At 37.5% G+C, this 19,434-nt stretch carries 21 protein-coding genes, 2 rRNA genes and 2 other annotated features (1 of these 25 only partly in view); all 23 genes read right to left on the bottom strand.

The window, feature by feature from the left end:
• Positions 1-51: a sequence feature (ribosomal protein L10 leader region), on the bottom strand (it extends 93 nt beyond the left edge of the window).
• A gap of 49 nt (positions 52-100) precedes the next feature.
• On the bottom strand, positions 101-793 hold the full coding sequence (gene rplA, locus M014_RS0119170) for a 50S ribosomal protein L1 (RefSeq protein ID WP_026593157.1): 693 nt from the start codon (positions 791-793) through the stop codon (positions 101-103).
• A gap of 182 nt (positions 794-975) precedes the next feature.
• Positions 976-1,401 (bottom strand): 50S ribosomal protein L11, encoded by a 426-nt coding sequence (rplK, locus tag M014_RS0119165; protein ID WP_001085872.1) that lies wholly within the window; start codon positions 1,399-1,401, stop codon positions 976-978.
• A 167-nt stretch (positions 1,402-1,568) separates the two neighbouring features.
• A complete protein-coding gene (gene nusG / locus M014_RS0119160) occupies positions 1,569-2,102 on the bottom strand; it encodes a transcription termination/antitermination protein NusG (RefSeq protein WP_000415795.1) in 534 nt (177 codons plus the stop codon).
• Positions 2,103-2,222: 120 nt separating this feature from the next.
• Positions 2,223-2,402 carry a preprotein translocase subunit SecE gene (gene secE / locus M014_RS0119155; protein ID WP_026593156.1) on the bottom strand — a complete coding sequence of 60 codons (180 nt, stop codon included), beginning with the start codon at positions 2,400-2,402 and terminating at the stop codon, positions 2,223-2,225.
• Positions 2,403-2,434: 32 nt separating this feature from the next.
• Positions 2,435-2,581, bottom strand: coding sequence for a 50S ribosomal protein L33 (rpmG, locus tag M014_RS28665; protein ID WP_002055487.1), 147 nt, complete (start codon positions 2,579-2,581; stop codon positions 2,435-2,437).
• Positions 2,582-2,710: 129 nt separating this feature from the next.
• Positions 2,711-3,370, bottom strand: a complete 660-nt coding sequence (locus tag M014_RS0119150; protein WP_003194323.1) for an RNA polymerase sporulation sigma factor SigH — start codon at positions 3,368-3,370, stop codon at positions 2,711-2,713.
• Positions 3,371-3,437: 67 nt separating this feature from the next.
• On the bottom strand, positions 3,438-3,950 hold the full coding sequence (locus tag M014_RS0119145) for an NYN domain-containing protein (protein WP_026593155.1): 513 nt from the start codon (positions 3,948-3,950) through the stop codon (positions 3,438-3,440).
• Between the two features lie 2 nt (positions 3,951-3,952).
• Positions 3,953-4,696, bottom strand: coding sequence for a 23S rRNA (guanosine(2251)-2'-O)-methyltransferase RlmB (gene rlmB, locus M014_RS0119140; protein WP_026593154.1), 744 nt, complete (start codon positions 4,694-4,696; stop codon positions 3,953-3,955).
• The gene (locus M014_RS0119135; protein WP_026593153.1) at positions 4,693-5,100 is read right to left on the bottom strand and encodes a Mini-ribonuclease 3; all 408 of its coding nucleotides are present in this window, start codon (positions 5,098-5,100) and stop codon (positions 4,693-4,695) included. Before M014_RS0119135 ends, rlmB begins: the two co-directional genes overlap by 4 nt.
• Before the next feature lie 2 nt (positions 5,101-5,102).
• The gene (gene cysS / locus M014_RS0119130; RefSeq protein WP_026593152.1) at positions 5,103-6,500 is read right to left on the bottom strand and encodes a cysteine--tRNA ligase; all 1,398 of its coding nucleotides are present in this window, start codon (positions 6,498-6,500) and stop codon (positions 5,103-5,105) included.
• Positions 6,481-7,146: a serine O-acetyltransferase gene (cysE, locus tag M014_RS0119125; protein ID WP_026593151.1), complete on the bottom strand. Its 666-nt coding sequence runs from the start codon at positions 7,144-7,146 to the stop codon at positions 6,481-6,483. Before cysE ends, cysS begins: the two co-directional genes overlap by 20 nt.
• Positions 7,147-7,293: 147 nt before the next feature.
• Positions 7,294-7,530 (bottom strand) — a binding site (T-box leader).
• A gap of 48 nt (positions 7,531-7,578) precedes the next feature.
• On the bottom strand, positions 7,579-9,036 hold the full coding sequence (gltX, locus tag M014_RS0119120) for a glutamate--tRNA ligase (protein WP_026593150.1): 1,458 nt from the start codon (positions 9,034-9,036) through the stop codon (positions 7,579-7,581).
• A gap of 89 nt (positions 9,037-9,125) precedes the next feature.
• Positions 9,126-9,602 carry a 2-C-methyl-D-erythritol 2,4-cyclodiphosphate synthase gene (gene ispF / locus M014_RS0119115; protein ID WP_026593149.1) on the bottom strand — a complete coding sequence of 159 codons (477 nt, stop codon included), beginning with the start codon at positions 9,600-9,602 and terminating at the stop codon, positions 9,126-9,128.
• 106 nt (positions 9,603-9,708) lie between these two features.
• Positions 9,709-10,392, bottom strand: a complete 684-nt coding sequence (gene ispD / locus M014_RS0119110) for a 2-C-methyl-D-erythritol 4-phosphate cytidylyltransferase (RefSeq protein WP_026593148.1) — start codon at positions 10,390-10,392, stop codon at positions 9,709-9,711.
• 16 nt (positions 10,393-10,408) lie between these two features.
• Positions 10,409-11,527, bottom strand: a complete 1,119-nt coding sequence (locus M014_RS0119105; RefSeq protein WP_026593147.1) for a PIN/TRAM domain-containing protein — start codon at positions 11,525-11,527, stop codon at positions 10,409-10,411.
• A gap of 160 nt (positions 11,528-11,687) precedes the next feature.
• The gene (gene disA, locus M014_RS0119100; protein ID WP_026593146.1) at positions 11,688-12,764 is read right to left on the bottom strand and encodes a DNA integrity scanning diadenylate cyclase DisA; all 1,077 of its coding nucleotides are present in this window, start codon (positions 12,762-12,764) and stop codon (positions 11,688-11,690) included.
• A gap of 3 nt (positions 12,765-12,767) precedes the next feature.
• Positions 12,768-14,144: a DNA repair protein RadA gene (gene radA / locus M014_RS0119095; RefSeq protein WP_026593145.1), complete on the bottom strand. Its 1,377-nt coding sequence runs from the start codon at positions 14,142-14,144 to the stop codon at positions 12,768-12,770.
• A 95-nt stretch (positions 14,145-14,239) separates the two neighbouring features.
• Entirely contained in the window at positions 14,240-16,675 is a 2,436-nt protein-coding gene (clpC, locus tag M014_RS0119090) for an ATP-dependent protease ATP-binding subunit ClpC (protein WP_026593144.1), read from the bottom strand.
• Positions 16,676-16,697: 22 nt separating this feature from the next.
• The gene (locus M014_RS0119085; RefSeq protein ID WP_026593143.1) at positions 16,698-17,762 is read right to left on the bottom strand and encodes a protein arginine kinase; all 1,065 of its coding nucleotides are present in this window, start codon (positions 17,760-17,762) and stop codon (positions 16,698-16,700) included.
• A 4-nt stretch (positions 17,763-17,766) separates the two neighbouring features.
• Positions 17,767-18,315, bottom strand: coding sequence for a UvrB/UvrC motif-containing protein (locus M014_RS0119080; RefSeq protein WP_026593142.1), 549 nt, complete (start codon positions 18,313-18,315; stop codon positions 17,767-17,769).
• A 147-nt stretch (positions 18,316-18,462) separates the two neighbouring features.
• A complete protein-coding gene (locus tag M014_RS0119075) occupies positions 18,463-18,924 on the bottom strand; it encodes a CtsR family transcriptional regulator (protein WP_026593141.1) in 462 nt (153 codons plus the stop codon).
• Positions 18,925-19,134: 210 nt separating this feature from the next.
• Positions 19,135-19,250, bottom strand: a 5S ribosomal RNA gene (gene rrf, locus M014_RS0119070).
• Positions 19,251-19,301: 51 nt separating this feature from the next.
• Positions 19,302-19,434, bottom strand: a 23S ribosomal RNA gene (locus M014_RS0119065); the annotation flags it as partial.

Raw genomic sequence — 19,434 nt, 5'->3', positions numbered from 1 at the left:
AAATTAAGCCAAATTGGCACCTACTGTCTACGGTACACTATTTAAATTCACAACATAAATGATTATATTAAAACTTCTTTATGAAGTCAACTTCCAATTTTTACGCAATTGTAGAAACGTCTACACGTACGCCAGGTCCCATTGTAGAAGCAACAGTTGCATTCTTCATGTAAGTACCTTTTGCAGCAGCTGGTTTAGCTTTTACTAGCGTATCAGCAATTGTTTTGAAGTTTTCTACTAATTTAGCATCTTCGAAAGATACTTTACCGATTGGAACGTGGATGTTACCAGCTTTATCAACGCGGTATTCAACTTTACCAGCTTTGATTTCGTTAACAGCTTTAGTTACATCGAAAGTAACTGTTCCAGTTTTAGGGTTTGGCATTAAACCTTTAGGTCCTAATACGCGACCAAGTTTACCAACTTCACCCATCATGTCAGGAGTTGCTACTACTACATCGAAATCGAACCAACCTTGTTGGATTTTACCGATGTAATCAGTATCGCCTACGAAGTCAGCGCCAGCAGCTTCAGCTTCTTTTGCTTTTTCGCCTTTAGCGAATACTAATACACGTTGTACTTTACCAGTACCGTGTGGAAGAACAACTGCGCCACGGATTTGTTGGTCAGCTTTCTTAGGGTCAACACCTAAACGGAATGCAGCTTCTACAGTTGCATCAAATTTAGCTGTGTTTGTTTTCTTTACTAATTCTACTGCTTCTGTTGCAGAGTAAGCAGTTGCACGATCAACAAGCTTTGCAGCTTCTACGTACTTTTTACCTCTTTTAGCCATGTTTATTTCCTCCTTGAATGTGGTTTTAGCGGAATAACCTCCCACGTTTACGCCTTCGTTTCGGGAATCCCCTGAGGATGTGCGCCCATCCATTTATTTAAAAACGATACTCATTTACGATAATAAAGGTTGCGAATTGGAATTCCAGACCCGCAACCTTTTTTACAAAAAAACAAATCGAATTAGTCTTCGATAACGATACCCATACTGCGTGCAGTACCTTCAACCATACGCATTGCAGCTTCTACGCTAGCAGCGTTTAAGTCAGGCATTTTAGTTTCAGCGATTTCGCGTACTTTATCACGCTTAACAGTTGCCACTTTATTACGGTTTGGTTCACCAGAACCAGACTCAATACCAGCTACTTTCTTAAGAAGAACAGCAGCAGGAGGAGTTTTAGTAATGAAAGTGAATGAACGGTCTTCGAATACCGTAATTTCAACAGGAATGATAAGACCAGCTTGATCTGCTGTACGAGCGTTGAACTCTTTACAGAAGCCCATGATGTTAACACCCGCTTGTCCTAATGCTGGACCAACTGGTGGAGCTGGGTTAGCTTTACCTGCAGGAATTTGAAGTTTTACCATTTTAATTACCTTTTTAGCCACGAGACACACCTCCTTAAGTCCGTGATGTGGTCAATTGGGCAGTGATTTGCCCTCCCACTTCTATTTTATCTGTAACGATAAAATCTTTTCAAAAAACGTCTCCGTTACCGAAGACGTACTGACTTAAAAGATATTATCACTTTTTACAGTTCATTTCAAGTTTCATTTTATAATTTTTCAATTTGATGGAAATCGAGCTCGACCGGTGTTTCACGACCAAACATATCTACAAGCACTCTCACTTTTTGTTTTTCCATATCAATCTCTTCGATTGCACCTGTATAATTCGCGAATGGTCCTTCATTAACCCGTACTGTTTCATGAAGTTCAAAGTCGAAATCAACCACTTCATTGTCCATTCCCATATGCTTCATAATGGTAACAACTTCCTCTTCTAACAAAGGAGATGGTTTTGAACCTGATCCAGAAGATCCAACAAAACCTGTTACACCTGGCGTATTACGAACAACATACCAAGAATCATCAGTCATAATTAGTTCAACTAATACATAACCCGGGAATACTTTTCGTTTTGTTAATTTTTCTTTTCCGTTTTTCATTTCTACTTCTACTTCTTCCGGAACAACAACACGGAAAATTTTATCCTGCATTCCCATTGATTCTACACGTTTTTCTAGGTTTGCTTTTACTTTATTTTCATATCCAGAATAAGTATGGACAACATACCAACTTTTTTCCATTCATTTAGGACGAGCGTCCTTCCCTCCCTGACGTACATTTTTTTGCGCAAATGAAAAAACCCGTTCATCGGGCTTTTACACAGTTCGTATAAATAACATTATATCATGGATAAGTGCTTCTTATTCAAGAATTAACCGAATTAAAGAAGAAATACCCATGTCAACTACTGCGAAGAAAACTGCAAAAAAGACAACTGTCGCAATAACAGTAGCTGTTGAACGGAGTAATTCATCTTTCTTAGGCCAACTTACTTTTTTCATTTCGCGACCTACATCGCCGAAAAAGTTCGTCAAACGCATTTACGGGACCTCCAGTTTATTATTTCGATTATTTATTTTGTTTCCTTATGAACTGTATGCATATTGCATGTTTTACAAAATTTCTTTATCTCAAGCCGCTCTACTGAGCTCGTATCTTTCATTGTAGAGTAGTTTCGGTTCTTACACTCTTCACATGAGAGTACAACTTTTTTCCTCATTTGTTACACCAACCTTGTAACATTATGTCCCTAAAAATGTATCATACAATAAAAGACAATGTCAATGACATGCCGCTTACTACCTCACAAAAAGAAAGCAGGAGAATGATTTTACTCCTGCAACATACACTACGAATTTAGAGTTGTATTTTCTCTCATCTCCATATATCGTTCAAGTTTTCTTTTCACGCGCTGTAGAGCATTATCAATAGACTTTACATGCCTATTTAACTGCTCTGAAATTTCCTGATAAGAACGACCATCTAAGTATAAAGAAAGAACTTTTCTTTCTAAATCGCTTAATAATTCAGATATTTTTAGTTCTATGTCGGTATATTCTTCCTGACTAATAATCATCTCTTCAGGATCAGTCACCTTTGCTTCTGAAATAACATCTAATAGCGTACGATCAGATTCCTCATCGTAAATCGGTTTATCCAAAGAAACATACGAATTTAAAGGAATATGCTTTTGTCTCGTTGCTGTCTTAATAGCAGTAATAATTTGACGAGTAATACATAATTCAGCAAATGCTTTAAAAGAAGATAGCTTGTCCTCTTTGTAATCACGAATAGCTTTAAATAAACCGATCATACCTTCTTGAACAATATCTTCCCGATCGGCACCTACTAAAAAATAAGATCTTGATTTTGCACGAACAAAGTTCTTGTACTTGTGAATTAAATACTCAAGAGCATCAATATTACCTTTTCGAACTAACTCAACTATTGCCTCATCCTCTAAATCGCGAAACGTAACGTTGTTGGTACTTACGAAGCCTGTTTCCACTCTGATCCCTCCGACCGCTATTTATTTAGAAATATTATACAGTAAGCGTTTGAAGAGCGTCAATGCTTCAACGCTCTCCTCGCCTTAATTTTTCTAACTTTTCTGTAATATCCTTACTAAATATCGTTCGCATAGCTGGTTGTTTCTCTTTTACCTTTTGCGTTTGATGGCGCACTTGTTGTTCCATCATCTTTACTTCTAACTCCAGCTCACGCGCTGATTTCCGCAGTGCACCTTGTCCAAAAATAACCCACTGCTCTGTATAATCAGAAGTCGCAACATAAATTTGTGTATTAATATTGCGAAGTTCAATCGCAAGCTGTTCGATTTTTTCATCCGCGGTTTGATTTTTTCTTGTGAAAATGACTTCAACACGTGATTGCTTCATCTTCTTCTCAATACCTTGAACCGTATAAGCATCAAATACGATCATCACTCTTGTTCCTGTATACCCCTGATAGTCTGCCATCTTATCGATAAGCGCGTCTCTTGATGCTTGCAAATCTACATCCCGTAATTGTTTTAAATCTCCCCAAGCCCCAATAATGTTGTATCCATCGACGATTAAAATCTCGTTCATTTTTACTCACCAATCTGGTGACGTTTGCGATATACCTCGTACATTAACAGACTAGCAGCTACTGAAGCATTTAAGGATGTAACTTTACCAACCATCGGCAAGTTGATTAAGAAATCACATTTCTCACCAATAATACGGCTCATACCTTTTCCTTCACTACCAATTACCAATCCAATCGGCATATTACCATCTAAATTACGATAATCCGTTTTCCCTCTTGCATCTGTACCCGCAATCCAAAGACCGCGCTCTTTTAAATCATCAATTGTTCGAGATAAGTTTGTCACGCGAGCAACAGGAATATATTCAATTGCTCCTGTTGAAGCTTTCGCAACTGATGCTGTAAGCCCAACAGCTCTTCTTTTCGGAATAATAATGCCGTGAGCACCTGTTGCATCTGCCGTACGCATAATAGAACCTAAATTATGCGGATCTTCAATTTCATCTAGGATTAAGAAGAACGGATCTTCATTACGCTTAGCAGCTGCTTCAAATAAATCCTCTAATTCTGCATATTGATATGCCGCTACTTGTGCAATTACTCCCTGATGATTCCCTTCAACAAGTTGGTCTAACTTTTTCTTTGGTGCATGTTGCAAAATAATTTTATTTTCTTTCGCTAATGCTAATACAATTTGCACTTGTCCTTTAGCTGCACCTTCTGCAATCCAAATCTTATTAATATCTCTTCCTGATCGTAACGCTTCAATTACAGGGTTACGTCCGATAATATATTCACTACTCATATTGATGCGCCCCCTTCCTTCGCTTCTAAAACATCAATTGCTTTATATACAAGTTCTTCTAATCTTTCGCTATTGTTCAATAAGTAATGGTATCCAAGCAATGCCTCAAAAGCAGTGCTATAGCGATATGTTTGCACATCTGTATTTTTAGGAACAGAACCCGAATTTGCATTACGTCCTCTTCTTAAGACCGCTTCTTCTTCATCTGTCAAAAATGCTGTTTCTAGTAAATGATAAACAACTTTCGCTTGTGCTTTCGCCGAAACAAAGCTTGTCCCTAAACGATGTAATTGGTTAGGACGAACCGTTCCTTTTTGAAGGAGGTGATAGCGGATATATTGTTCATATACCGCATCACCCATATATGCTAACGCTAAGCTGTTTAATTGCTTTGCATCAATCATGTTTATCCTCTTTTCCATCTTGTACCTTGAGCGGTATCTTCTAAAATAATATTACGCTCTTTTAAATCATCACGAATTTGATCAGACAGTGCAAAATCGCGGTTTTGACGAGCCTCAATACGTTTTTGAATTAATGCTTCAATCTCTTCATCAAGCAATTCTTCTTTTGTTAACTCTAATCCTAAAATACCAAATAACGTTTCGAACTGTTTTACATACGCCTCAATTACAGCTTTTGATGTATGTTCTTCCAATAGATATTGATTTGCATGATTTGCTAAATTATACAATTCAGTTATTGCATTTGCTGTATTAAAATCATCGTTCATTGCTTCTTCAAACGTTAACTGGAATTTCTCTATTTCAACTAACCATTTTTCATTATGGTCTGTTAAATCTGTGCTACTTTCCATACGGTGCTTTAAGTTACCATATGCTGTTTTAATTCGCTCTAATCCATTATTTGTACTGTGTAATAACTCTTCACTAAAGTTGATTGGATGACGATAATGTACAGATAGCATAAAGAAACGAATTAACTGCGGGTCGTATTGCTTAATAATGTCATGAACTAAAATGAAGTTCCCTAATGATTTAGACATTTTTTCATTGTTAATATTAATATATCCATTATGCATCCAGTAACGTGCAAATGTTTTTCCCGTCAACGCTTCTGATTGTGCAATCTCATTTTCATGGTGTGGGAACGCTAAATCTTGACCACCAGCATGAATATCGATTGTATCACCTAAATATTTTCTTGCCATCGCAGAGCATTCAATGTGCCATCCCGGACGACCTTTCCCCCAAGGGCTCTCCCAGAAGATTTCTCCTTCTTTCGCAGCTTTCCATAATGCAAAGTCAAGTGGATCTTGTTTCTTTTCTCCAACTTCAATACGTGCACCATGACGTAAATCTGCAATTGGTTGATGAGACAATTTGCCGTAACCTTCAAATTCTTTCGTTTTGTAATAAACATCGCCTTCAGATTCATATGCATATCCTTTTTTCACAAGTTCCTCAATAAATTCAATAATGATATCCATATTTTCTGTTACACGAGGATGAACCGTAGCGTGTTTGCAACCTAATGCAGTTACATCTTCAAAGTACGCTTCAACAAAGCGATCTGCAATTGTTGGAACGTCCTCTCCTAGTTCATTTGCTGCTTTAATTAATTTATCATCTACATCTGTAAAGTTAGAAACATATTGTACATCATACCCTTTGTACTCTAAGTAGCGGCGCACTGTATCAAATACCATAGGTGGTCTTGCATTTCCAATATGAATATAGTTGTATACTGTCGGTCCGCATACATACATCTTCACTTTATTTTCTTCTAAAGGAACAAACTCTTCTTTCTCACGCGTTAACGTATTATAAATGTGAATAGTCATTTTCATCCTTCCTTTCCACTTTCACTTCAAGTTGCTTTTTTAATTTCTCGAGTTCAGCTTCCATTACTTTCAATTTATCGAAAATCGGATCCGGAAGATCTGAATGATTTAATTCCTGGCCTATCTTTACTCCATTCTGAATTACGACACGACCAGGTATACCTACAACTGTCGAATGTGCAGGAACTTCTTTCAACACAACAGACCCTGCACCAATTTTAGAATTCTCTCCAACTGTAATAGATCCGAGTACTTTTGCACCAGTTGCAATCAGTACATTATCTTGAATTGTTGGATGCCTTTTTCCTTTTTCTTTCCCTGTACCCCCTAATGTAACTCCTTGATAAATTGTTACATTGTCTCCAATTTCACATGTCTCCCCAATGACAACTCCCATACCGTGATCAATGAAAAAGCGGCGACCAATTGTGGCTCCTGGATGAATCTCAATCCCAGTAAAAAAACGACTAACTTGTGAAATCCAACGCGCAAGGAAGAAAAAATTCCGCTTATAAAAAGCATGTGCAATTCGGTGTGCCCAAACTGCATGTAATCCAGAGTAAGTTAAAATGACTTCGAAATAACTTCGTGCCGCTGGATCTTGTTCAAAAACGACTTCAATATCTTCTCGAAGCCTCTTAAACATCGATGTCCCCTCCCCTTTATGGGCTACTTTTCCGAGTGAACCGATTTACCACGAATTCCCTTACTTGTTATCTAGTCTTTATCCATCTCTACAACAACTTATACCATACCTATTTACATGGTATAAAAAAGACGCCTCTGTCAAATTGACAGAGACGCCTTATAAGCGCGGTTCCACTCTGTTTAGGCTAAAATATAACCTCAAACTCATCCATGATAACGGTTTATACCGCTCCTGCTTACTTACGTTTCCCGAAACTATTCGTTGTTCAGCAGAAGACTCGAAGGGGCATTTCAAAAATCCGCTTATAAACCACTTCCAGCCAAAAGGTGGTTCTCTCTGTAAAAAGCCTGATTGTCTACTTCTCCTTCTCGTCGCTTTTCCATATTAGGTTTTAATGTATTCTTATTATATTTCTAAATTCGTCAAATGTTAACCAATTACTTTAAGAATACGGTTTAAAACTTTTTCTTTCCCAAGAAGTGCAATTGCATTTGGAAGTTCTGGACCATGTGTTTGACCAGTAGTCGCAACACGAATTGGCATAAATAAGTTTTTACCTTTATGTCCTGTTTCTTTTTGGACCGCTTTAATAGCCTTCTTAATCGCCGCTGGCTCCATTTCATCTAAAGCTTCTAATTCCGCAGCGAAAGCACGAAGTACTTCAGGTACTTGTTCACCTTTCAACACTTCTTGTCCTTCTTCCTCATAATCTACATGATCTTTAAAGAACATCTCAGACAGCTCTACAATTTCAGCACCAAAACTCATTTGCTCATGATATAAAGCAATTACATCACGAATCCAAGCTTGCTCTTGCTCACTTAAGTTTTCACTTACGCGACCAGCTTTTACTAAATGAGGTAAACTTAATGCAACAACAGTATCTAAATCTTGCTTTTTCATGTACTGGTTGTTCATCCATTTTAGTTTCTGAGAATCAAATAATGCAGGTGATTTTGATAAACGAGCTGCATCAAACATTTCAATAAATTCATCTTTAGAGAAGATTTCCTCTTCACCAACTGGTGACCAACCTAACAATGCAATAAAGTTAAAGATTGCTTCTGGAAGATATCCCAGCTCTTTATATTGCTCAATAAATTGAATAATAGATTCATCGCGTTTACTTAACTTTTTACGACTTTCATTTACAATTAAAGTCATATGACCGAACTGAGGGACATCCCAACCGAAAGCTTCATAGATCATCATTTGCTTTGGTGTGTTAGAAATATGGTCATCACCACGAAGTACGTGTGTAATCTCCATTAAATGATCGTCTACTGCTACCGCAAAATTATAAGTTGGAATTCCATCTTTTTTCACGATAACGAAATCACCAAAGTCATTTGAGTGGAAAGCAACTTCATCTTTTACGATATCCTTAAATGTGTAGTCGCGGTCAGCTGGTACACGGAAACGAATACTTGGAATACGACCTTCTGCTTCAAATTGTTTAATTTGTTCTTCTGTTAAATCACGGTGATTACCTGCATAACGAGGTGTTTCACCACGAGCAATTTGTCCTTCACGCTCTGCTTCCAATTCTTCTTCTGTCATATAGCATTTATAAGCCAAACCACGCTCTAGTAAATCTTCATATAACTTTTTATAAATATCTAAACGTTCTGTTTGACGATATGGTCCATATTCACCACCAACATCAACACCTTCATCCCAGTCCATACCGAGCCATTTCAAGTATTTTAATTGGCTTTCTTCACCGCCAGCAACATTACGTTTTACATCAGTATCCTCAATACGAATGATAAACTTGCCATCTTGATGACGAGCAAATAAATAATTAAATAATGCCGTACGCGCATTTCCGATATGTAAGTGTCCTGTTGGACTTGGCGCATAGCGCACTCTCACTTGCTTTTCCATAATTGGTACACCTTCCATTCCTAATGTCAACACATTCTATAATTGTACACCAAAAAAATATGATTATCCATCTTACGAATTAAAAACAACTATTTTTTCTGTAATAGTACAACTGCTTGAGAAGCAATCCCTTCTTCTCTTCCTGTGAATCCTAATTTTTCAGTTGTTGTCGCCTTCACATTAACATTGTCTATAGAAGTTTCTAACAATTCACTAATACGCTTCCGCATACTTTCAATATATGGTGCCATTTTTGGCTTCTGAGCGATAATTGTACAATCTAAATTACCTAATTCATACCCTTGCTCACGCACAAACTCCCAAACCTTTTGCAATAACACAGCTGAATCTGCATCTTTAAAAGCAGGATCTGTATCTGGGAAATGTTTCCCAATATCACCTGCAGCAATTGCTCCTAAACATGCATCAGCAATTGTATGTAAAAGTACATCTGCATCTGAGTGACCTAATAATCCTTTTTCATGAGGAATCGTAATTCCACCGATAATTAACGGTCTACCTTCTGCAAATTCGTGTACATCAAAGCCTTGTCCAATTCGAAACATTTTACATCCTCCTCAAACTAAACTACTGAAATTCATGACCATATGTCGATGAATCTATTAAGAAAAGCCCGGTAGCTACCGAGCTTTTCTTAATATTATACCATCACTATCGTTCCTTCTGAACACGCAAGAAACTTTCAGCAATTAATAAATCTTCTGGAGTTGTCACTTTAATATTGTAATAACTCCCCTCTACTACGCCTACTTCTTTTCCTATGCGTTCTACAAGACTTGCATCGTCGGTACCAAGAAAACATCCTTGCTTTGCACTTTGATGCGCTTCTAGTAAAAGTGGAACAGCAAATCCTTGTGGTGTTTGAACTGCTCTAAGCTGAGAACGGTCAACCGTTTCAACAACGCTATCTTGTTCTACTCTCTTTACTGTATCCTTAACAGGCACTGCACAAATGGAAGCACCTTTCTCTTTTGACTCAGTCAATACATCATGAATCATTTGTTCTGTTACAAACGGACGTGCTCCATCATGAACAAGAACATATTTGACCTCTTCTACATATTGAAGTGCATTATACACACTATCTTGTCTTTCAGCCCCGCCTTGAATAAACTGTACGCGTTTCTGAATCGGATATCTCTGCATTAGCTCTTCAAAATAAGGGCGTTCTTCTTTATTAATTGCCATAATAATATTTTTACATGCCTCATCTTTTTCAAAGGCACGTAATGTATGCACAATAATAGGCACTTCATTAATAAGCAAAAATAATTTATTTTTACCAGCACCCATTCGCTTTCCTTGGCCCGCAGCCGGAATAATTAATGTATACATGCTAATAATCCTCTACTTATAATGCTTTTTCTAATAACTTACGCTTTGCAAAAATCATTCGACCAGCAGATGTTTGTAGTACACTCGTAACGAGTACATCAAGTTGTGAACCAACATATTCTCGTCCATCTTCTACTACAATCATTGTACCATCATCTAAATAAGCAACACCTTGATTTTGTTCTTTTCCATCTTTAACAACATAAACGCTTAGTTCTTCACCTGGAAGTACAACCGGTTTGATTGCATTTGCTAAATCATTAATGTTCAGAACGGTTACTCCTTGTAGTTCAGAAACTTTATTTAAATTAAAATCATTTGTGACAACAGTACCACCAGTTATCTTCGCTAATTTCACAAGTTTGCTATCCACTTCTTGAATGTCTTCGAAATCACCTTCATAAATCTCTACTGGAATTGGCATCTCTTTTTGAATACGATTTAAGATATCTAATCCTCTACGTCCTCGATTACGCTTTAATGCATCAGAAGAATCGGCAATATGTTGTAACTCTTCTAATACAAATTGAGGAATCACAATTGTTCCTTCTAGAAACTTTGTTTGACAAATATCCGCAATACGTCCATCGATAATTACACTTGTATCAAGAATTTTCCAATGAGAAGAAGATTCTTCGACTCCTGTTTCTGCTTCAGCCTCTTCATTCCCACTATTGTTATTTTTCTTCTTACCACCGCGCTGTGGTAATGTAAATAACCCTAACAATTCATTTCTCTTTTTAAATCCTACTTGGAATCCTAAGTAACCAAGTAAAAGTGTAAAGAAGATTTGTAATACAGTGCTAATGACCGGGATTGTAAATTCCCGAATTGGTATCAAAATTAAATATGCAACAATAAGACCCGAAATTAATCCAAGCGTACCAAATAAAACATCTGTTACAGGCGCCTTTACAAGGGCTTCTTCAATATGTTTAATAAGCTGAACAATATAATCTACGAGCCAAAATGTTGTTAAAAATAAAATAATTGCACCAATAATTGCACGAACATATGAACCTTCAAGCAAAGGTACTGCACCAATGTTCAATACATTAATAACTTTCGGGATTAAATAAATCCCGAGCGCCCCTCCAATTACTAAAAAGAAGAGCTGTACGATCCGTCTTAACATCCAACCACCTCCTACTCATTATTAACCATTGTTTTGCTAATCAAAACGCCGAATGCAAAAGCGGACGTGTCTTTTCATAAATTGTTTTATTTACCAATATAACATATCATATACCAAAAATGTGTTAGTGTCGTTATATTATGGAATCAATGTAATATTCTTAATTGTGTCTACTCATATACAAATGCTCTTGTATTCGTTTTAAACCTTCTCGTATTTTTTTCGCCCGAACTTCTCCAATTCCTTCTACATCATCTAACTCATTAATACTCGCACGACAAACACCTTGCAATGTTTTAAATCGATTGATCAAGTTTTCAATAATAAGAGGTGGTACCCTAGAAATTTTACTTGTAATCCTATATCCTCTCGGTGTAACACTTTCCTCTAAACTCATTTGCCCCGGGTAACCAAGTAATTTCACTAAATCACTATCTTCTAAAAGCTGCGCGTTTGCAAGTTCCTGTAATTTTTTTAAAATTTGATAGTGATCCTGCGTCTTTTCTTGATAATAGTCTTTAATTAATAGTGCTGCTTCTGCTTCTAAATCTGCCAATAGCTCCGTAAGCTGCAAACGAATAAGTCTGCCTTCTGTTCCTAATTCATGAATATAACTTAGAATTTCATTCTTAATACGGAGTACCATCTCAACGCTATGTAGGACATGGACTACTTCAGACATTGTAACAACTTCCTCAAATTCTAGAATACCCAAGTTCGTAATACCATCATTCCATACTGCCTTATATTTTTCTAAAGTTTGAATAGCCTGATTTGCCTTTGTTAAAATAACACCTATATCTTTTAATGTATAACGTAAACTTCCCTGATATAGCGTAATTACGTTACGTCTTTGTGAAATAGCAACTACAAGACTTCCTGTTTGCTTCGCTACGCGCTCTGCTGTACGATGGCGCATCCCTGTTTCAATAGAATCAATAGATGATTCGGGAACCAGTTGTGCATTTGCAATCAAAATTTTACTTCCTGTCTCATTTAAAATAAGAGCTCCATCCATTTTTGCTAATTCGTATAAACTAGCGGGAGAGAATGCACAATTAATGTGAAATCCTCCATCAACAATGCTTTTAATCTGATCATTATATCCAAGGACAATTAAACCACCTGTTTGCGCGCGAAGTACATTATCAATACCTTCTCGCAAAGGTGTCCCTGGTGCAACAAGCTGTAAAATATTAATCATACTTTTTTTGACACGTTGCTTGTTTTCTTCCATAGCCTAGCCTCCTAATGTCAAACGAAGCGCCTCTCCTAAATTAGAAACACCAACTACTTCAATCCCATCCGGAATTGTCCACCCCCCTAAATTCTTTCGTGGGATAATGGCACGTTGAAACCCTAGTTTAGCCGCTTCTTGTACTCGTTGTTCAATTCTCGATACCCTTCTTATTTCGCCAGTTAATCCAACTTCTCCTATTACCGCATCGGTTGGTGCAGTTGACTTATCTCGAAAACTCGATGCAATACTTAAAGCGACCGCCAAATCAATTGCTGGTTCATCCAATCTCAACCCTCCAGCAACCTTTAAATACGCATCTTGGTTTTGTAATAATAAACCTGCTCTTTTTTCTAGTACCGCCATAATAAGCGATACACGATTATGATCAATCCCTGTAGCCATCCTTCTTGGATTTCCAAAACTAGTAGGAGAAATTAATGCTTGTATTTCTACTAAAACTGGCCTTGTCCCTTCCATGGAAGCAACAACTGTAGAACCAGCAACTCCAACTGGCCTTTCTTCTAGAAAAATTTCTGAAGGATTTAATACTTCTGCAAGACCTAATTCCTTCATTTCAAATATACCCATCTCATTTGTAGAACCAAAACGATTTTTAACCGCCCGCAATATACGATATGTGTGATGACGGTCTCCTTCAAAATAAAGAACCGCATCCACCATATGTTCTAACATACGTGGTCCTGCAATCGCGCCTTCTTTGGTCACATGCCCTACGATAAAAATCGGGATTCCTTTCGTTTTTGCAAGTTTCATCAGTTCTGCTGTACATTCACGTACTTGTGAAACACTTCCTGGCGCTGAAGTTACTTCTGGTAAATAAATAGTTTGAATGGAATCAATGACAACAAAGGAAGGATTCATTTCGTCGATATGTGCTGCAATTCTCTGTAAATCTGTTTCTGAAACAACAAATAAGTTATTTCCATTTACATGTAGACGGTCTGCACGAAGTTTAATTTGTTTTGCTGATTCTTCACCAGATATATACAATACATCATACGCAGAATCTGCTAATTGCGATGATATTTGTAGTAATAAAGTTGATTTCCCAATTCCAGGGTCTCCTCCAATAAGTACGAGAGAACCATCAACAATTCCTCCACCGAGCACACGATTAAATTCTTGAAATTTCGTTTCAATGCGTGCCTCTGACTTTGTTTCTACCTCTGTAAGACGCCTTGGCTTCGTTACTTCCGTTTGAATCGCATTTGCATAGTTGATACGACGGGAGGATACAACTTGTTCCATCTCTTCAACAAGCGTATTCCATTGCCCACATCCAGGACACTTCCCCATATATTTTGGTGACTGATAACCACATTCTTGACATATAAATTTCGTTTTCTTTTTAGCCATCTTGTTTTTCACTTCACTTCACTTTCATATGTAAACATATATCCTTCTTGTACAAGAAAGAGGGCTATTATTTAGCCCTCTTCGTTTGTCTATACTTATTTTACCTTTTCTGCACTACGAATGACAAATGATTCTCCTTCAGCATCGAAGACAACTTTTTGACCTTTCTCAATTGCTCCTTTTAGAAGCTCTTCTGATAATCGATCTTCCACATGTTTTTGAATTGCTCGGCGTAGTGGCCGAGCACCATACTCACGATCAAATCCTTGATCAGCAATCGCTTCAATCGCTGCGCTTGTTAACTCTAATTCAATTTCTTGTTCTTTTAAACGGCTCACTAATTGATTCACCATGAGCGTTACAATTTCCTGAATATGTTTTTTCTCAAGCATATGGAACACAATGATTTCATCGATACGGTTTAAGAATTCTGGACGAAATGCTTTTTTCAATTCATCCATTACTTTACCCTTCATATCCGAATAATCACGGCTCTCATCTTGTACGTTAAAACCAAGATGTTTATTACGTTTTAATGCCTCAGCACCAACGTTAGAAGTCATAATAACAATTGTATTACGGAAATCCACTGTGCGTCCTTTAGAATCTGTTAAACGGCCATCTTCTAACACCTGCAGTAAGATGTTAAATACATCTGGATGTGCCTTCTCTACTTCATCTAATAGAACGACGGAATATGGTTTACGACGAACCTTTTCCGTCAATTGACCGCCCTCTTCGTACCCAACATACCCTGGAGGAGATCCAACTAAGCGAGAAGTAGAATGTTTCTCCATGTACTCAGACATATCAATCCGAATCATCGCATCTTCATCACCAAACATGGATTCCGCCAGCGCTCTTGCTAATTCGGTTTTACCTACCCCAGTAGGTCCTAAGAAAATAAATGAACCAATTGGACGTTTTGGATCTTTTAAACCTGCTCGTGCACGGCGCACCGCTTTCGCTACCGCAACAACAGCTTCATCTTGACCAATTACACGGTCATGTAAAATGGATTCTAGATTCAATAATTTATTTGTTTCTGTTTGTGCAAGTTTAGAAACTGGGATACGCGTCCACGTAGAAACAACATTTGCAATATCCTCTACTGTTACTTCAGAGTTTTCTTTTCCTTGCTGCTCTTTCCACTGACGTTTTGTATCTTCTAACTTTTCACGTAAACGTTGTTCCATATCGCGTAAAGAAGCTGCCTTTTCAAACTCTTGGCTCTGTACAGCCGCATCTTTTTCTTTTCGAATTTCTTCAAGCTTCACTTCAAGTTCTTTTAAATTTGGTGGTGTTGTATAAGAACGTAAGCGTACTTTTGAAGCTGCTTCATCGATTAAGTCAATTGCTTTATCAGGTAAAAACCGATCTGTAATATAACGATCTGAAAGTTTTACAGATGCATCAATTGCATCATCCGTAATGGAAACACGATGATGCGCTTCGTAACGGTCACGTAATCCTTTTAAAATTTGAATTGATTCTTCTAAGCTTGGTTCATCAACATGAATTGGTTGGAAACGTCTTTCTAGTGCTGCATCTTTTTCAATGTATTTACGATACTCATCTAACGTTGTCGCTCCAATGCATTGCAATTCACCACGTGCTAATGATGGTTTTAAAATATTGGATGCGTCAATCGCACCTTCTGCACCACCTGCACCAATTAATGTATGAAGTTCGTCAATAAACAAGATAATATTACCCGCTTGTCGAATTTCATCCATCACTTTCTTTAAGCGGTCTTCAAATTCACCACGATACTTCGTACCAGCAACAACTGTACCCATATCTAACGTCATAACACGCTTATCACGTAATGTTTCTGGAACTTCATTATTTACAATTTGCTGTGCTAGGCCCTCAGCTATTGCCGTTTTACCTACCCCAGGTTCTCCGATCAATACTGGGTTATTCTTAGTTCTGCGGCTCAGTACTTCAATAACACGTTGAATCTCTTTACTACGGCCAATAACAGGATCTAGGCGCCCTTCACGTGCCACAACCGTTAAATCACGTGCTAGACTATCAAGCGTTGGTGTATTTGCATTTGCTGATGCACCACCTTGATGACCTGATGTAGCTTCATTGCTTCCAAGGAGCTGTAATACTTGCTGTCTTGCTTTATTTAAACTTACGCCTAAGTTATTTAATACTCGCGCCGCAACGCCTTCACCTTCACGAATCAATCCTAATAAAATATGTTCTGTTCCGACATAAGAATGACCAAGTTTACGTGCCTCATCCATTGATAATTCAATTACTTTTTTTGCACGGGGTGTATAATGAACCGTTTGAGACATCTCTGTTCCACGACCAATCAATGCCTCTACCTCTTTTTGTACCTTCTCTGGGCTTAATCCAAGGGCGATTAACGCTTTAGCTGCAATTCCTTCACCTTCGCGTACAAGCCCAAGTAAAATATGTTCTGTTCCAATATTATTATGCCCAATGCGAATTGCCTCTTCTTGAGATAAAGCTAATACTTTCTGTGCTCGTTCTGTAAATCTTCCAAACATCATAGAAATCGCCTCCTACTTGCGCTCAATTTTGTTCAATTCGTAGTCGTTCACGTATTAATGTTGCTCTTCGATAATCCCTTTCTTCTGGACTCAAAGGGCCACCCGCGTATTGCTGTAAAATTCCAGGCTGAGTTAGTACCATCAACTCGGTTAAAATATTTCTTGATATATTTTTTATATAACCAAGATCAATGCCTAGCCGCATATCTGACAGACAAGTAGCCGCCTCTGCCGATTGAATTAATCGACTATTGGCCAGTATACCGTAAGAACGATATACTCGGTCTTCAAGTTCAATACTTGAATTTTTCATAATCAATTCTCGAGCTACTCTTTCTTGTTGTATAAGCTGATGAACGACACTCTCTAAGTCTGCTAGAATATCTTCTTCTGATTTTCCTAATGTCATTTGATTAGAAATTTGAAATATATTACCTAGGGCTTCGCTACCTTCACCGTATATTCCTCTTACGACTAAACCCAATTGTTGAATTGCTTGTATAATACGACTCATTCGTTTCGTCAAAACAAGTGCTGGTAAATGTATCATCACCGAAGCCCGTAACCCCGTTCCAACATTTGTGGGGCAACTTGTCATATAGCCAAGCGCTTCATCAAAAGCATATTCAACTGCTTCTTCAATCCAATTATCCATTTTGTTTGCGCATTGTAGCGCCTCTGATAATTGCAATCCTGAGAGCAAACATTGAATTCGCACATGATCTTCTTCATTAAGCATCACACTTATATGTTCATCTTCTGATAGTAAACAAGCACCAAATTCTGTTCCAGCAAGATTAGGACTGATTAAATGTTTTTCTACTAAAACTCTTCGCTGAAGTGGATTTAGTTCATTCATCTTTAACAGTTCAAAACTCCCAAAAGATTTCACTTTCCGATTTGCCAGTTTCTTTTGAAATAAATTAGTAATCTGCTTAGCTTCTTCGTTTGTCTGCATAGTAGGGAAATGATAATCTTTTAAATTACGAGCCAAGCGAATGCGACTACTTAAAACAATATCAGAATCAGGGCCATCTCCCTTCATCCATGGACTAATTGCTTCATTCATAATACGATCTAGTGACATAGAATTATTCCCCCTTTCTATGTCCACTAAGTTGATTTATAATACTTCGAATTTGATCACGAATTTGAGCTGCTTCCTCAAATTCTTCTTTCTGTACACATTGCTTTAATTTTAATTTTAGTTCATCTAATTCTTTCTTTAGATGAATATTTCCTCCCATACGCTCTGGAATTTTTCCACAATGTTGTGTATAACCACCATGAAGCCGCTTCAACATGGGCTTTAGTTGTTCCTTAAATGTCTCATAACACGAAGCGCATCCAAAGCGTCCCACTTTTGCAAACTGTTCATATGTCATATTGCAAGTTGAACACCGTAACACCCTTGTATCTAAAAAATTATCCTCTTGGTTTTCAAACATTGATGATTCTCCATGTAGCAATCCAGCTAGTAAGTCATGAAAGGAAAAACTAGGTTGTGGTGATTGAAAGAAAGACGTATAGCCATTTTGTTCTGCACATTGCTCACAAAGATGAACTTCCGTCTTTTGTCCGTTTATTACTTTTGTATAATGTAAAGCTGCTGGTCTTACATTGCAATTTTGACAAGTCATCTTATATCCCCACCTTCACAATAGGAACAATCTACTTCATGATACTTTTTATACGTGACTAAATTATTTTGTTCACTTAATCTCGCCTATAAAAAGCCTCACGATAAAATGATATACCGCTAAAAACATTTTTAACAAAAGCTGTATTTATTTATATTTCAGTGTCCTCAACATTGCGCATAATATTCGAGCCCTAAGTTGATCCCGCGAAGGTAAATCCATTAATAATACGGATCGATCTAATACGCTCAGCATAAGTTTTGCTTCCCGATTTGTCACAATATCTTCTTCTACTAATCGTATGATGATACTTTCCGCATTTCCCTGCGCAATGCTATGCTCAATCATATGAAGCATTTGATCAATAATGTCTACATCGTCATGCAATTTGACTTTGATAATGCGAATGTAACCACCGCCGCCTCGTTTACTTTCAACGACAAACCCTCTTTCTAACGTAAAGCGAGTATTGATTACATAATTAATTTGAGATGGGACACAATCAAATCGGTCCGCAATCTCATTTCTCTTAATCTCAATCACATTATTATTGCTTAAGTCAATAACTTGCTTTAGATATTGCTCAATGATATCAGATATATTTCTCATTTATCCGCCACCTTTATTGACTTTGACTATCTTTGACTTTAATTATATACGTATTAAAGAAATTTGCAACTCTTTTGCTTCTTCACTATCCTAGCCAAAATTTTAGTTCTTTAATCACTGAGTTCACATTTTATATAACAAGATAAATTTCCCAGTTTCATTACATAGTAATACAAAAAAAGCACGAGTCAATTGACTCGTGCTTTAATTGCTTGGCGACGTCCTACTCTCACAGGGACAAGGTCCCAACTACCATCGGCGCTAGAGAGCTTAACTTCCGTGTTCGGTATGGGAACGGGTGTGACCTCTCTGCCATCATCACCAAACTATTGAAGGCATATTCCTTCAAAACTAGATAACATTTGCATTCATATTATATGGTTAAGTCCTCGATCTATTAGTATTCGTCAGCTCCACATGTCACCATGCTTCCACCTCGAACCTATCAACCTGATCATCTTTCAGGGATCTTACTAGCTTACGCTATGGGAAATCTCATCTTGAGGGGGG

The organism is Bacillus sp. UNC437CL72CviS29, from assembly GCF_000482345.1.
GTDB classification, from domain to species: Bacteria; Bacillota; Bacilli; order Bacillales; family Bacillaceae_G; genus Bacillus_A; species Bacillus_A arachidis.
The sequence above is the reverse complement of the archived record's forward strand: the minus strand, read 5'-3'. Positions and strand labels throughout refer to the sequence as shown.

What these genes read in the sequence shown, in the direction of transcription:
- rplA (WP_026593157.1), bottom strand. Translation starts at nt 793, where the DNA reads ATGGCTAAAAGAGGTAAAAAGTACGTAGAAGCTGCAAAGCTTGTTGAT.
- nusG (WP_000415795.1), bottom strand. Translation starts at nt 2,102, where the DNA reads ATGGAAAAAAGTTGGTATGTTGTCCATACTTATTCTGGATATGAAAAT.
- secE (WP_026593156.1), bottom strand. Translation starts at nt 2,402, where the DNA reads ATGCGTTTGACGAACTTTTTCGGCGATGTAGGTCGCGAAATGAAAAAA.
- rpmG (WP_002055487.1), bottom strand. Translation starts at nt 2,581, where the DNA reads ATGAGGAAAAAAGTTGTACTCTCATGTGAAGAGTGTAAGAACCGAAAC.
- M014_RS0119145 (WP_026593155.1), bottom strand. Translation starts at nt 3,950, where the DNA reads ATGAACGAGATTTTAATCGTCGATGGATACAACATTATTGGGGCTTGG.
- rlmB (WP_026593154.1), bottom strand. Translation starts at nt 4,696, where the DNA reads ATGAGTAGTGAATATATTATCGGACGTAACCCTGTAATTGAAGCGTTA.
- M014_RS0119135 (WP_026593153.1), bottom strand. Translation starts at nt 5,100, where the DNA reads ATGATTGATGCAAAGCAATTAAACAGCTTAGCGTTAGCATATATGGGT.
- cysS (WP_026593152.1), bottom strand. Translation starts at nt 6,500, where the DNA reads ATGACTATTCACATTTATAATACGTTAACGCGTGAGAAAGAAGAGTTT.
- cysE (WP_026593151.1), bottom strand. Translation starts at nt 7,146, where the DNA reads ATGTTTAAGAGGCTTCGAGAAGATATTGAAGTCGTTTTTGAACAAGAT.
- gltX (WP_026593150.1), bottom strand. Translation starts at nt 9,036, where the DNA reads ATGGAAAAGCAAGTGAGAGTGCGCTATGCGCCAAGTCCAACAGGACAC.
- ispF (WP_026593149.1), bottom strand. Translation starts at nt 9,602, where the DNA reads ATGTTTCGAATTGGACAAGGCTTTGATGTACACGAATTTGCAGAAGGT.
- ispD (WP_026593148.1), bottom strand. Translation starts at nt 10,392, where the DNA reads ATGTATACATTAATTATTCCGGCTGCGGGCCAAGGAAAGCGAATGGGT.
- M014_RS0119105 (WP_026593147.1), bottom strand. Translation starts at nt 11,527, where the DNA reads ATGTTAAGACGGATCGTACAGCTCTTCTTTTTAGTAATTGGAGGGGCG.
- disA (WP_026593146.1), bottom strand. Translation starts at nt 12,764, where the DNA reads ATGGAAGAAAACAAGCAACGTGTCAAAAAAAGTATGATTAATATTTTA.
- radA (WP_026593145.1), bottom strand. Translation starts at nt 14,144, where the DNA reads ATGGCTAAAAAGAAAACGAAATTTATATGTCAAGAATGTGGTTATCAG.
- clpC (WP_026593144.1), bottom strand. Translation starts at nt 16,675, where the DNA reads ATGATGTTTGGAAGATTTACAGAACGAGCACAGAAAGTATTAGCTTTA.
- M014_RS0119085 (WP_026593143.1), bottom strand. Translation starts at nt 17,762, where the DNA reads ATGTCACTAGATCGTATTATGAATGAAGCAATTAGTCCATGGATGAAG.
- M014_RS0119080 (WP_026593142.1), bottom strand. Translation starts at nt 18,315, where the DNA reads ATGACTTGTCAAAATTGCAATGTAAGACCAGCAGCTTTACATTATACA.
- M014_RS0119075 (WP_026593141.1), bottom strand. Translation starts at nt 18,924, where the DNA reads ATGAGAAATATATCTGATATCATTGAGCAATATCTAAAGCAAGTTATT.